Annotated in this window: 12 protein-coding genes and 1 pseudogene; 5 read left to right on the forward strand and 8 right to left on the reverse strand. The window is 60.4% G+C overall.

Features of this window, described 5'->3' with window-relative positions:
* Positions 1-52: 52 nt before the first annotated feature.
* The 3 genes and pseudogenes from BLQ41_RS22755 to BLQ41_RS22765 all read right to left on the reverse strand — a co-directional run bounded on the left by BLQ41_RS22755 (position 53) and on the right by BLQ41_RS22765 (position 3258).
* A complete protein-coding gene (locus tag BLQ41_RS22755) occupies positions 53-1021 on the reverse strand; it encodes a hypothetical protein (protein WP_090184663.1) in 969 nt (322 codons plus the stop codon).
* Positions 1022-1107: 86 nt separating this feature from the next.
* Positions 1108-1588 (reverse strand): annotated as a pseudogene (locus tag BLQ41_RS22760) (DUF934 domain-containing protein).
* Positions 1585-3258 (reverse strand): nitrite/sulfite reductase, encoded by a 1674-nt coding sequence (locus tag BLQ41_RS22765; protein WP_090184665.1) that lies wholly within the window; start codon positions 3256-3258, stop codon positions 1585-1587. Before BLQ41_RS22765 ends, BLQ41_RS22760 begins: the two are co-directional and overlap by 4 nt.
* A 379-nt stretch (positions 3259-3637) precedes the next feature.
* On the opposite strand from BLQ41_RS22765, the gene ccoN reads away from it, so the two are divergent.
* Together ccoN and BLQ41_RS22780 are read left to right on the forward strand one after the other, a co-directional pair.
* Positions 3638-5065: a cytochrome-c oxidase, cbb3-type subunit I gene (gene ccoN / locus BLQ41_RS22775; RefSeq protein WP_090184668.1), complete on the forward strand. Its 1428-nt coding sequence runs from the start codon at positions 3638-3640 to the stop codon at positions 5063-5065.
* Positions 5066-5073: 8 nt separating this feature from the next.
* The gene (locus tag BLQ41_RS22780) at positions 5074-5295 is read left to right on the forward strand and encodes a CcoQ/FixQ family Cbb3-type cytochrome c oxidase assembly chaperone (RefSeq protein ID WP_090184671.1); all 222 of its coding nucleotides are present in this window, start codon (positions 5074-5076) and stop codon (positions 5293-5295) included.
* Positions 5296-5349: 54 nt separating this feature from the next.
* Here BLQ41_RS22780 and BLQ41_RS22785 read toward each other — a convergent pair whose 3' ends face one another.
* The gene (locus BLQ41_RS22785) at positions 5350-5844 is read right to left on the reverse strand and encodes a hypothetical protein (RefSeq protein ID WP_090184673.1); all 495 of its coding nucleotides are present in this window, start codon (positions 5842-5844) and stop codon (positions 5350-5352) included.
* Between the two features lie 70 nt (positions 5845-5914).
* A complete protein-coding gene (locus BLQ41_RS22790; RefSeq protein WP_090184676.1) occupies positions 5915-6691 on the reverse strand; it encodes a helix-turn-helix domain-containing protein in 777 nt (258 codons plus the stop codon).
* A gap of 78 nt (positions 6692-6769) precedes the next feature.
* On the opposite strand from BLQ41_RS22790, the gene BLQ41_RS22795 reads away from it, so the two are divergent.
* Positions 6770-7462 carry an aspartate/glutamate racemase family protein gene (locus tag BLQ41_RS22795; protein WP_090184679.1) on the forward strand — a complete coding sequence of 231 codons (693 nt, stop codon included), beginning with the start codon at positions 6770-6772 and terminating at the stop codon, positions 7460-7462.
* Position 7463: 1 nt separating this feature from the next.
* Here BLQ41_RS22795 and BLQ41_RS22800 read toward each other — a convergent pair whose 3' ends face one another.
* From BLQ41_RS22800 to BLQ41_RS22810, 3 genes are all read right to left on the reverse strand, one after another.
* Positions 7464-7982, reverse strand: coding sequence for a GNAT family N-acetyltransferase (locus BLQ41_RS22800; protein WP_090184682.1), 519 nt, complete (start codon positions 7980-7982; stop codon positions 7464-7466).
* A 1068-nt stretch (positions 7983-9050) separates the two neighbouring features.
* Positions 9051-9971, reverse strand: a complete 921-nt coding sequence (locus tag BLQ41_RS22805; RefSeq protein WP_090184685.1) for a LysR family transcriptional regulator — start codon at positions 9969-9971, stop codon at positions 9051-9053.
* Positions 9972-10057: 86 nt separating this feature from the next.
* Positions 10058-10498, reverse strand: coding sequence for a carboxymuconolactone decarboxylase family protein (locus BLQ41_RS22810; RefSeq protein WP_090184687.1), 441 nt, complete (start codon positions 10496-10498; stop codon positions 10058-10060).
* Between the two features lie 204 nt (positions 10499-10702).
* Between BLQ41_RS22810 and pdxR the strand changes: the two genes are divergently transcribed.
* Entirely contained in the window at positions 10703-12136 is a 1434-nt protein-coding gene (gene pdxR / locus BLQ41_RS22815) for a MocR-like pyridoxine biosynthesis transcription factor PdxR (RefSeq protein ID WP_090184690.1), read from the forward strand.
* Between the two features lie 123 nt (positions 12137-12259).
* The gene (locus BLQ41_RS22820) at positions 12260-12553 is read left to right on the forward strand and encodes a putative quinol monooxygenase (protein WP_090184692.1); all 294 of its coding nucleotides are present in this window, start codon (positions 12260-12262) and stop codon (positions 12551-12553) included.
* Positions 12554-12712 lie beyond the last annotated feature (159 nt).

Below are 12712 nucleotides of genomic sequence, written 5' to 3' on the forward strand. Positions count from 1 at the left end.
CGCGGGCGATCCGACTTGTCCGCGATGGCGCCGACGCGCTTTCAGATATGAATCACCACGACGAACCACTCTTCATCGCCAACTCGCGCCGACTATTGGCCCGCATCGCCTTGATCAACGACACCGTGCCCACCAGCAAAATCGCTGCGGCTAACAAAAAGTCGATCTTGTACAGCTGGAAGTCATTCGGCGGCCCCAGCAAAAACACCCGAATCGCCCCAACGCCCACCAACGTTGCCAGGAAGTCGATACCGGGTTCGTCCCGGTAAAACACGTGCAGCAATGGCAGGCAGATCACCAGCAGTAACAGCCAGACGATCACCTTGAACGAGCCCTTGCGCTCGACGCTGAACGCGCATTCATTGGCGGCGTAGGGCTTGTAGTCTTCCTCGCGCACCAACACACTTTTCTCACCGATGTACTCGGCGCGGTTGTACTTCTGGATCGGCGTAAAGGTGTTCGACATCTCCATGCTGGTGGTGATGTGTTTGAACTTCAGGTCAATGCGCTCGTTGCCCTTGAGGTAATACAGCACCGGTTTGTAGCCATAGCGGTAGCTGTCGAACGGAAAGTCTGTCGCCCTGCCCTGAACCCCGATCGGGCGCGGTTCAAGCTCGGCGTAGGCGCTCTTGTCGGGGGATGCCGGATTGCGGCTCAGCGGCTTGATCCGGACCTGCTCGAGGAACACCGGCGTGACGCCATAAGACCAAGGCAAAGGTTCCAGGCGCAGGCGCAATTCATTGCGGCCCAGGTCATAGCGATCAAAGGTTCGCTCGGAGACGATGACGACACCCGAGAGCATGAAATCGCCATGTACATTATTGGTGATGCGCAACGTCAAACGATCCTTGCCCAGCGCTGCGGCATCGCTGGCCGGCGGCGTGCCGCACCAGGCGCTGCTGTCAAATGCGCCCCCAAGTTGCCCGTCGCGATTTTCCTGAAACAGGTAAACGTAACTGCCCCACAAGGCCAGCATCAGCGACAACGCGATCAGCCCCAAAATCCTTTTGGCCACGCTCAAACCAGACTCCTTTCTTTACCAGCTCCCTGATGAGGCGCGGACTCTACCAAAATGCCATCAGTGGCCCAAGCAAAAGATCGTGAGGCTTATCGCCGCCGAAACAACGGCCTCGGCTCAATCACCGAACGCCCATACAACACGCTCATCCCCGCCAGCCCCTTCAGCGCGTCCTCAGCGGATTTGTCCTCGCGCACGGCAAAACTGTCGAAACCGCATTGGCGCATATTGGCTGAGTTGGTCGCGCAGCACATCGCCCACCGCGCGCAATTCGCCGCTCCAGCCCAGGCGAGTGCGTAGCAGGTACGCCTGGCTGTAGCCGCGACCGTCACGAAAACTCGGGAAGTCCAGGGCGATCAAGGGCAGTTGCTCAAACCATGGCTTGAGGCTTTCCACCTCATCGTCCGGCCCGAGCCATACCGCATGTTGCCCAGGATTTTGCAGCCAGCGGGTCAGCGGCAGAATCAATGGGCCGGCGGGCAACTCACCTTCCGGCTCCCGGACCAGCACCCACGGATCGTCAGCGACAATCCGCGCCACACCGTCTTCCAGTCGCAGCAGATTATTCATGCCGGCACCTCCAGCAGCTTGGGATAAACCTGTTCCTTGAACGGCTCAAGACCGATGCGCTGCAAGGTGTCGACGAACAGTTCTTCGCTCTCGCGGTAAGTGACAAATGTGGCGATGAGGCGCTCGATGACTTCGGGCACTTCGGCAGCACTGAAGGACGGGCCAATGACCTTGCCCAGCGCGCTGTTTTTGCCCTGGCTGCCGCCGAGGGTGATCTGGTACCACTCGCTGCCGTTTTTATCGACGCCCAGGATGCCTATGTTGCCGATGTGGTGGTGGCCGCAGGCGTTCATGCAGCCGGAGATGTTCAGGCTGATATCACCCAGGTCATGGAGGTAATCGAGATCGTCGAAGCGTGCCTGGATCGCTTGCGCAATCGGGATCGATTTGGCGTTGGCCAAGGCGCAGAAATCTCCGCCGGGGCACGCGATGATGTCGGTCAGCAACCCGATGTTGGCACAGCCCAGCCCCTGTTCGCAGGCCAGGCGCCACAGCGTGTAGAGATCGGCCTTGGGCACATCCGGCAGGACGATGTTCTGCTCGTGGGCGATGCGAATCTCGCCGAAACCGAACTGCTCCGACCATTCGGCCACGGCTTGCATCTGCTCGGTCGTGACGTCTCCCGGCGGCGAGGCGATGCCCGGTTTGGTCGACAGCACCACGCTGGTGTAACCCGCGACCTTGTGCGGCTGCACATTGCGAGAGACCCAGCGGGCGAACGCCGGGTTGTCGGCAAGGCGAGTGCCGAATTCCAGGTCGGTATCAGACAGCGATCGGTAGTCCGGAGCCACGAAGGCACTGGCGACGCGCTCATACTCGGCGTCGGTTAATTGCGCCGGACCGTCCTTGAGGTACTGCCACTCCTCTTCAACTTCTTTGGCGAACGCTTCGATACCCAAGGCTTTGACCAGAATCTTGATCCGCGCCTTGTACTTGTTGTCGCGCCGGCCGTGGCGGTTGTAGACCCGCAGCACCGCCTCGACATAGGACAGCAAATGCTGCCACGGCAAACCCTCGCGAATCTGCAAACCAAGGATCGGCGTGCGCCCCAACCCGCCGCCCACGATGACCCGCAGCAGCATTTGCCCGTGGTCATCGCGATAAAGGTAGAGGCCGATGTCATGCATCATGATCGCCGCGCGGTCCTGCTCCGCCGAGCAGATGGCGATCTTGAACTTGCGCGGCAGGAACAGGAACTCCGGGTTGATGGTTGACCACTGGCGCAGGATTTCCGCCAGCGGACGCGGGTCCATCAGCTCGTCCGCCGCCACCCCGGCAAAGGCTTCTGTGGTGATGTTGCGCACGCAATTGCCAGAGGTCTGGATCGCGTGCATCTCGACCTGTGCCAGGCGTTCTAGAATGTCCGGTACCTGAGCCAGCTCGATCCAGTTGAACTGCATGTTCTGCCGGGTGGTGAAGTGGCCATAACCGCGATCGTAGTCGCGGGCGATGTTCGCCAGCGTGCGCATCTGCCCGGCATTGAGCGTGCCGTAGGGAATCGCCACGCGCAGCATGTAGGCGTGCTTCTGCATGTACAGGCCGTTCTGCAAACGCAATGGCAGGAACTCTTCTTCGCTCAGCTCGCCGGCCATGAAGCGTTCGACCTGATCGCGAAACTGCGCAACCCGCTCGAAGACCAGGGCCCGGTCATAGTCGTCGTACTGATACATGTGGCTACCTCATCAGGGTCTGGCATGGAACCTGTGGGAGCGGGCTTGCCCGCGAAAGCGGTGTCTCAGGCGACATCACTGTTGGCTGTGCCGCCGCCTTCGCGGGCAAGCCCGCTCCCACAGGGATTGTGGTGGCGGATCGGGCTCTTCGGCTCGTTTGAGGCAGTGACTATGAACCCACGGCGCAGCGCGTTACAGATTCACCTGAACACGAAAAAACCGTATCAGGCTGCGTCAGAAGACCGCAGGCGCGGCTCATATCTGATCCGCATAAACTCGGTTTTTCTGAGCCTGTTTTGTTTCCGGCAGGGTTTCTACAGTTGACGGCATGCCAGTCCGGGTGGCCTGGCAAGACTTTGCAACCGTGGAAGCATTGACCATGAGCACAGCAACAATTACACAGGCCTACAACTACAAGGTCGTGCGCCAATTCGTCGTGGCAACCATCGTCTGGGGTGTCGTGGGGATGGCGATGGGTGTGTGGATCGCCTCGCAACTGGTGTGGCCCGAGATGAACCTCGACCTGCCGTGGACCACCTTCGGCCGCTTGCGTCCGCTGCACACCAGCCTGGTGATTTTCGGCTTTGCCGGCAGCGCGCAATTCGCCGCCAGCTACTACGCGGTGCAGCGCACCTGTCAGGTGCGGCTGTACAGCGACGCACTCGCCGCGTTCACGTTTTGGGGCTGGCAATCGGTGATTGTGGTAATGCTGATCACCCTGCCGCTGGGCTACACCACCACCAAGGAATACGCCGAGATCGAGTTCTCCGGCGCGGTGTGGATGACCGTGGTCTGGGTCGCGTACGCCATCGTCTTCTTCACCTCCGTGGTGCAACGCAAGACCAAACACATTTACGTCGGCAACTGGTTCTTCGGCGCGTTCATCGTGGTGATCGCCATGCTGCATGTGGTTAATCACCTGTCGATTCCGGTGGACTGGTTCAAGTCCTACCCGGTGTATTCCGGGGCCACTGACGCCATGGTGCAGTGGTGGTACGGGCACAACGCCGTGGGCTTTTTCCTGACCACCGGGTTCCTGGGGATGATGTATTACTTCGTGCCCAAACAGGTCGGGCGGCCGGTGTATTCCTATCGGTTGTCGATCGTGCATTTCTGGGCGCTGATTACCCTGTACATCTGGGCCGGTCCGCACCACTTGCACTACACCGCGCTGCCGGACTGGGCGCAATCGTTGGGCATGGCGATGTCGCTGATTCTGCTGGCACCCAGCTGGGGCGGAATGATCAACGGCATGATGACCCTGTCGGGTGCCTGGCATAAGTTGCGCACCGACCCGATCCTGCGCTTTCTGGTGTTGTCCCTGGCGTTCTATGGGATGTCGACCTTCGAAGGACCGATGATGGCGATCAAGACGGTCAACGCCCTCTCCCACTACACCGACTGGACCATCGGCCACGTCCACGCAGGCGCCCTCGGCTGGGTGGCGATGATCACCTTCGGCGCCATTTACCACATGGTGCCGAAAGTCTTCGGACGAGCGCAGATGTTCAGCACGCCGCTGATCAACGCGCACTTCTGGCTGGCGACCATCGGCACCGTGCTGTACATCGCCTCGATGTGGGTCAACGGCATCACCCAAGGCTTGATGTGGCGGGCAATCAACGACGACGGCACGCTGACTTATTCGTTCGTCGAAGCGTTGCAGGCCAGCCATCCGGGGTACGTGGTGCGCTTTGTCGGTGGGCTGTTCTTCCTCAGCGGGATGTTGCTGATGGCTTACAACGTGTGGCGCACCGTGCGGGTGTCGGACGTGGCCTTGGCGGAACGTGACGCGCAGATCGCGTGAGGTGTGAGATGACCGAGATGGTGCTGAATCTGTTGGGAGTCGTGGGGTTTTGGCTGGCGATCGAGTATTGCTTGAAGCACCAGACGAGCGAGAGCCTGGAGGATGCCAGCCTACTGCCGTTTGCCGATGATCCGGAGGTGGCGCGGCGAGTGGAGTTGGCGACGGGGAAAACGGTGAAAGCGGTGGCGCCCGAAGTGCTGAAACCAGGCTGGGGAAATCTGGAAATCTGAGACACCACAAATCCACTGTGGGAGGCTCTCTCCCACAGGGTCAGGCTAGAGGATTCAGCCGCGTTCGCGGGGAATCAGGCTCTGCAGTTGCTGCGCCAGGAAATTCGCATCGAAGGCAAAGGTATCCGGGTCTTTCAGGCCGTTGGTTTTGCGCCACTGCCAACTGGCCGATGGTGGCAGGCACACCAGCGAAATGCTGCCATAGCGCGCCGCCGTCAAGCCCATCACCGCCAATGAAATCTGACCACCAACGCCCATCACGTCCGGCACGAACTCCACCGGTTTGCCGGCAATCACGATACTCAGCTTTTCAGTCTTGAACGTGGACGTCTCGACCGGAACGCTCGGCCCTGACGCGACATACGCCTCGCGGTTCACTTCCAGCAGATTCGGTGCCTGGACCGGTTCCAGCCACAGCTGGATCTGATCGAACAGTTCACCAATGCGCGTCGCCCACACGGCCGATTGCGACTCAAACAGTTGCTTCTTGTGCGCTTCGCTTTCTGCGTAGTGGCGAAGCATCTCGCCCAGTTGCTGTACGTCGTCCATCGCGGTGTTCCTTTGGTTGAAGCAGTGCTGCGGACATTGAGCATGGCAGATGCGCGCTGGCGGCGTACGACTAAAAGCGCGAACGGTATTGGCAGGGGGTCATGGCCAGGTATTTGCGAAAGGCGCTGCCCATGTGGGACTGATGGGCGAACCCCGCATCCAGGGCGATGCTGGCCAAGTTCAGGTCGGTATGCTCAATCATCCGGCGAGCCGCCTGAAGCCGCACTTCAACCAGGTAGGCGTGGGGTGTCAGGCCAATGGTCTGGGTGAAATCGCGCAGAAAACGCAGCACATTGTGTCCGTAAGTGTCGGCCAGTTGTTCCAGCGTCAGGGGTTGGTGAAACTGCTCGGCGATCTGATCCAGGACCCGGCCGAAGGATGCTGGTGCAACCTTGTCTGGCGCTTCGATTGTCGGCTGGGTCAGGCCAATAAAACCCAGGGCGCATTGCTCAAGCGCCAGATGGTCAGGTTGCGCTGCCAGCAACAGCCGCCGCATTTCGCGTGCGAGGGTCAGCGCGCGGCGATTGCCTGAAGACTGCACGCGATGGGTGACGGCGGGTAAATGTTCACTGGCAAACGGTTCGTCGAGGCGCATCAGCAGGTATTCACCGCCGCTGGCGGACTCTGAGAACACCTCGACACCGATTGGTGTATAGGCCAGGACGCCCGGCCAGGTATCAAAATCCACCCGGCGGTCGGAATCGATCGCGTGCACGCCTTGCTGACGCTCCAGCGTCACCCCGAGGGTTTGTGACTGTGCCGCATCACGCGCGATGTAGGCGGCACGGGGCAAGAGTTGCAGGCAAACACTGCCACCGAACAATCGCTGGCTCATGACGTCAGGCATGTGAAATTTCCTGATAGATCAAAACCGGGATCCACTGGACACTCTCTCGCAAAGGGTAGCCATCAACAGGAGCACGCCATGCGCACCATCGGCCTTATCGGCGGCATGAGCTGGGAGTCCAGCGCCGAGTATTACCGTCTGATCAATCAACAGGTACGCGACCGGCTCGGACCGTTGCGTTCGGCGAGATTGCTAATGTACAGCGTCGACTTCGGGCCTGTCGAACAGGCTCAGCATGCCGGGCGCTGGGACGATGCCGCAGCGATTCTGGTCGACGCGGCGCAGCGCTTGGAGGCTGGCGGCGCGGAGTGCGTGGTGCTGTGTACCAACACCATGCACAAAGTGGCCGGGCAGATTCAGGCCGCGATCAGCATTCCGTTCTTGCACATTGCCGATCCGGCCGGCCAGGCAGCGGTCGATGCCGGGGCGCTGACGGTTGGGTTGCTGGGCACGGCGTTTACCATGGAACAGGACTTTCTCAAGGATCGGCTGAACGCAAAAGGCCTGACGGTGCTGGTGCCGGAAGCCGAAGAGCGCCAAGCCGTGCATCGGATCATTTATGAGGAGTTGTGCGTCGGCGTGATCAGCGAGGCGTCACGCAAGGTGTATCAAGAGGTCATCGAGTCACTGACCGGACGCGGCGCCCAGGCGATCATCCTCGGCTGCACCGAAATCGGCCTGCTGATCAAACCCGAGCACAGCGCCCTGCCCCTGCTCGACACCACCGAACTGCATGCGCAGGCGGCGGTGGCGTTTGCGTTGGGCGACTGACTTAATCGGCCGGTGTGCGACGCAGGCGAGCCATGCTCAAGGTGTCGACCAGTCGGCCATCGCGCACGGCGTAGTCACGGAACAGGCCTTCGGTCTCGAAACCGAACTTGCGGTAGAGCCCGATGGCCGCTTCGTTGTCGGCATACACGGACAGTTCGACCCGTCGAAGATTCATCCAGTTGTCGGCGATGTCCAGCACAGCCGCCAGCAGTTTCGAGCCCACGCCTTTGCCCTGCCATGCCACCGCGACGCCCATGCCGAGGTTGCCGGCATGGCTGCGTCGGATCCGCGAGAACTGCTCAAGGCCAATGTTGCCGATGACCGTGCCTTGATGCAGCGCCACCAGTTGCACCACGCGTTCGTTATCCGGTGCAAGGCGTTTGCGCCAGACCTCGGTGGATTGAAACGGCATTTGCAACACCTGGCGGGTGATGGCCGGGTCGTTGTAGAGCGCGGTGACGCCGTCGATGTGGGATTCGTTGAAGCGTTCGAGGGTGATGACCGGATCGGTGGCGGGCATGGGTGACTCATCCTTGATGCAGACATGGCTGATCACTCTACAACGCTATCTCTCGGTATGGCGACATCCCCCCCTGTAGGAGTGCAATGCTGTTCACTTAAGATGGTTTTGGGGTTGGGGTTGGGGTTGGGTACATATCCGTTTCTGCGGTTACGGCGGCTTATGGTTCCGCCCTGACGGCGGGTCACTTTCGAAAAGCGCGAAAGTAACCAAAGCGCTTTTGCCCCTGACGTTCGGTGCCTCGCCTAGGCTCGGCATGCCCTCGCTCCGGTCCTGCTCCGTGGGCCCGCCGCCATCGGCCATCCATGGCCGGGGGCGGCTAACCCGGCATCCATGCCGGGTTGCCCACTGCGCAGAACCTCCACTCGGCCTCACGAGGGGGCGTGTACCGCCAAAGCAAAACGAGGCGGCCTACCGGCCGGCCTGTTTGCTCAACGCTTGCGCGTCGTGATCGTTCCCATGCTCCGCGTGGGAATGCCGCCGGGGACGCTCTGCGTTCCGCTGTCGACACCAGGCTTGAGTCTTGCGCAAGGGTGACGCGGAGCGTCACGGGATGCATTCCCACGCGGAGCGTGGGAACGATCAAATAAAGCAGATCGGCGCACCGCTGTTGCTTCTCACCACTCATCAGGTCGAGCGTTAGCTCGCCTTCCGCTTTTGATTTTGATCTTGATCTTGATCTTGATCTGCCCCATCGGAAGGCCGAACGCAGGTTCTGCGCAGTGGGCAACCCGGCATGGATGCCGGGTTAGCCGCCCCCGGCCATGGATGGCCGATGGCGGCGGGCCCACGGAGCAGGACCGGAGTGAGGGCATGCCGAGCCTAGGCGAGGCACCGTACGTCAGGGGCGCTAGCGCTTGGTTACTTGGCGCTTCTCCAAGTAACCCGCCGTCAGGGCGGAACCAATAGCCGCCGTTACCCCAAAAACGGATATGTACCCAATCCCAAAAGCGGACAGCATTAAGCCTGTAGGAGTGAGCCTGCTCGCGATAGCGGACTAACACTCAAAATAGATGCCGACTGATACACCGCCATCGCGAGCAGGCTCACTCCTACAGTTGACCACGGTCAGCTTTGGAACCACTCCCGGCGCTCATTAAAGGTGTTTTGGATCAGTTCCACGATCACCTGCACGTCAGCCCGCTGCCGGGATTCGGCATTGACCGCCATCCACACCTGGCGCTGCATCGGCTGCTCGAACAACCCGGGCAAGGCGATCAAGCCACGATCAAACTGGCTCATGTACTGGGGCAACAAGCCGATGCAAGCGCTGCAACGGATCATCTCCAGCATCAGCTCATAAGAATGCAACTGCACCACGCCGGCCAGGCGCTGATCCACCACGCTGTTCCATGGACGGAAACTCTCGACCTGCCGATCATGCTGCCATTGCACCAACATGAAATCGGCGAGGTCATCGAGGCTGTCCGGCCGTGCGGCGACCCGCGAATAGCGTTTGGCGATGTGCGGCAGATACTCCAGGCACGCCAGTGGCTGGGGTTCGCTGATGGCAAAACTCGGGCCTGGCAGCGGTGAATCAGTGCCGGCCAGCCACAACACCACATCGGCACTGATCGCTTGCAGCGCCAGTTCACTGTCCAGGGTAATGATGTCCAGCCGTACGCTGGCGTTGCGGCGCAACAGCGCCACCAGATCACGTCCAAGGATGTCATGCAGGATCGATTCGGCCACGGCCAGTCTTGTCAGCGGTTGTTCGATCACCGGCACGTCGTGCTCATGGGCCAGGGCGATCAATTGCGCCTGAAGCTGCAACCCTTCACGGCTCAACGCCAAACCAGCGTCCTGATGATTGAACAGCGAACACTGCAATTGCGCTTCAAGCTGCGCCAAGTGTTTGCGCAACTGGGTTGATTTGATATTGAGGCTGCGGGCCGCTTGCATGAAGCAACCGCAACGGGCGCTCACCCGGAAGGATTGCGCAAGCACCGGATCGATACCGGCGGCGTGGGTGGATTGCATGAATACCATCAATGACTCCCTGTCTTTCTGTCCTTGAAAACCTCATCCTGCGCAGCGTTTATGAACCTGACGTGACAGCGCGCTGGAAAATCGATTCAGCCGCTGGGGGTTTGCCGAAAGCTCACCGCCAGGCGATTCCAGCTGTTGATGGTGGTGACGGCGATGGTCAAGTCGACCATTTCGGGTTCACTGAACTGCTCTCGGGCCAATGCATACACGTCATCCGGCACATGGCTTTCAGACAGCAACGTCACCGCTTCGGTCCAGGCCAGCGCCGCCCGTTCACGTGGGTTGAAGAAGCCGCTGTCGCGCCACACAACGATCGAATACAAGCGCCGGTCGGTCTCGCCCAGACGCCGCGCATCCACCGAGTGCATGTCGGTGCAGAAGGCGCAGCCGTTGATTTGCGAGGCGCGGATCTTGATCAGGTGCAACAGCGCCGGCTCGATGCTGAGGTTGCTGGTCAAGGCTTCCATGGCGATCATCGCTTTCATCGCCTTGGGCGAGGCGCTGTAGTAATCCAGGCGGGAACTCATGGGGCAGCCTCTCGGATTGAAGGGTTGCCTCCACGGTAGGCGCTGACGTCGGGTCGTTACAGATCCAATTGCGCGAAAAAGCAGTGGACCGCCCGGCAGCAGACCAATTGCCGCTTTTTCGCCCACGCAACTTCTGCGCGACTACCCTTGCGGGTAATCTGGCGCGACGCACACGCGCCTCAATCGCCCAGGAGCCTCGCCGGTATGGAACTTCATGTTGTCATCAACGGCCGCAAGGACCTGGCAGGCCAGTTGTACAACCAACTGCGCAGCGCCATTGAATCGGGCCGCCTGGCAGCCGGCACGCAATTGCCGCCCAGTCGCTTGCTGGCCGAGCAACTGGGCATTTCGCGCAAGACCATTTCCGACACCTATGCGCAGCTGACGTATGAAAACTTCCTGACCGGCGTGATTGGCAAAGGCACCTACGTCAACGCCCGGGCGGCGAAACCTGTGCCCAAGCAAAGCCATTCGGCGCTGGCAAGTTTTGAAGTGATCGAGTCCTGGCGCAACCTGCCGGTGTTTCTGCGGCATCCGACCCTGGAAGGCTCGCTGCGCTACGACTTCATCGGCGGCGCCACCAGCAAAGGGCAGTTCCCCCAAGACGATTGGCGCCGCTGCACCTCCCATGCATTGCGCCAGATCACGGCGTCCAAGGGTTTCTACAGCCTGCCCGAAGGCCTGCCGGCGCTGCGTAACGCCATCGCCCGGCATATCGCGTTTTCTCGCGGGGTCAATTGCCAGGACGAAGACGTGGTGGTCTGCAACGGCGCGCAACAGGCGCTGGACCTGATTTCCCGGGTACTGAACCGGCCAGGCAGCATCGTCGCGATGGAAGACCCCGGTTATCCGCCGGCGCGCTTGTTGTTCGGCACCCATGGCGCCACGGTGATCGGCGTGCCGGTGGATGCCGAAGGCATTCAAGTCGACAAGATTCCCCTGGGTACCCGGCTGATTTACGTCACGCCCTCCCACCAGTTCCCGTTGGGCATGCCCATGAGTCAGGCGCGCCGGGTAGCGCTGCTGGAGCGCGCGTACGAGTTGGGCGCGATCGTCATCGAGGACGATTACGACAGCGAATTCCGCTACGAAGGCCGGCCCACCGATTCGCTGCAAAGCATGGACGAGCGCGGCATCGTCGCCTACGTCGGAACGTTTTCGAAAACCATGCTGCCGGAACTGCGACTCGGTTATGCGATTTTGCCACCGGCGATTCTCGACGCCGTGATCCGCGCCAAGCAGCTCACCGACCTGCACACCTCGACCCTGCCGCAATGGGCGCTGGCCAAATTCATCGCCGAAGGCTGCCTGCTCAAGCACATCCGCCGCTGCCATACGATCTATGCCGGGCGCCGCGAGCGGATCCTGACGCGCATGGCCGGTGATCTTTCACCGTGGCTTGCACCGGTGCCCACCACTGCCGGGTTTCACATGGTGGTGATGTGCAAGGTGCCTATCGATATTCCATTGGTCATCGAGCTGGCCAAGAAGGTCGAAGTCGGGCTCTATGCGATCGACAACTTTTACTACCAGCAAGCGCCAGAAGCCGGATTTTTCCTCGGGTTTGGCGCCATCGAGACCCTGGACATCGACACTGCCCTGGACCGTTTGCGCGACATTTTGCAGCAGGTTGCCTGACCGATTGGTCTGCGGCTTTATCCGGCGATTGGCTCTTGGCGGTCCACAGGTGCAGGCCTATCCTGCATAGGCGTTATCCCTCAATGAGCAGGATTCGTCCGGCCTGATTCAGGAGTGTGAGCAATGTCCAACGAAGTGATCAATACCGTAAGGGTGAAGGCCGCCGCTGGCCGCTCGGAAGAACTGGGTAAGCAACTGCAAAAGATTGTCGAAACCCTGCGTCAGCAACCGGGCTGTGAATCCTATATGGTCGACCGCTGCCCCGAGGACAGCAACCGCTGGAACGTCAGCGCCCGCTGGCAATCGGAAGCGGCCATGCAGATGCATTTCAACTGCCCTGAAGTACAAGGCTTCATTGGCCTGATCGACAGCCAACTGGCCAACTCCGTCGACTTCAACAGCTTTCCGATTCGCTAGAACAAGATCAAAAGATCGCAGCCTCGCTTCACTCGACAGCCCCTACGAAGTGCGCGACTTCCTGTAGGAGCTGTCGAGTGAAACGAGGCTGCGATCTTTTGCTTTCCAGTGGCTGAATTGGTCCCCTCACCTTCCCGAATATTGGCTGTTTGATTGCCC

The organism is Pseudomonas arsenicoxydans (genome assembly GCF_900103875.1).
GTDB classification, from domain to species: domain Bacteria; phylum Pseudomonadota; class Gammaproteobacteria; order Pseudomonadales; family Pseudomonadaceae; genus Aquipseudomonas; species Aquipseudomonas arsenicoxydans.

Coding starts and splice junctions, on each gene's coding strand:
- BLQ41_RS22765 (WP_090184665.1), bottom strand. CDS start 3,258: ATGTATCAGTACGACGACTATGACCGGGCCCTGGTCTTCGAGCGGGTT.
- ccoN (WP_090184668.1), top strand. CDS start 3,638: ATGAGCACAGCAACAATTACACAGGCCTACAACTACAAGGTCGTGCGC.
- BLQ41_RS22780 (WP_090184671.1), top strand. CDS start 5,074: ATGACCGAGATGGTGCTGAATCTGTTGGGAGTCGTGGGGTTTTGGCTG.
- BLQ41_RS22785 (WP_090184673.1), bottom strand. CDS start 5,844: ATGGACGACGTACAGCAACTGGGCGAGATGCTTCGCCACTACGCAGAA.
- BLQ41_RS22790 (WP_090184676.1), bottom strand. CDS start 6,691: ATGCCTGACGTCATGAGCCAGCGATTGTTCGGTGGCAGTGTTTGCCTG.
- BLQ41_RS22795 (WP_090184679.1), top strand. CDS start 6,770: ATGCGCACCATCGGCCTTATCGGCGGCATGAGCTGGGAGTCCAGCGCC.
- BLQ41_RS22800 (WP_090184682.1), bottom strand. CDS start 7,982: ATGCCCGCCACCGATCCGGTCATCACCCTCGAACGCTTCAACGAATCC.
- BLQ41_RS22805 (WP_090184685.1), bottom strand. CDS start 9,971: ATGGTATTCATGCAATCCACCCACGCCGCCGGTATCGATCCGGTGCTT.
- BLQ41_RS22810 (WP_090184687.1), bottom strand. CDS start 10,498: ATGAGTTCCCGCCTGGATTACTACAGCGCCTCGCCCAAGGCGATGAAA.
- pdxR (WP_090184690.1), top strand. CDS start 10,703: ATGGAACTTCATGTTGTCATCAACGGCCGCAAGGACCTGGCAGGCCAG.
- BLQ41_RS22820 (WP_090184692.1), top strand. CDS start 12,260: ATGTCCAACGAAGTGATCAATACCGTAAGGGTGAAGGCCGCCGCTGGC.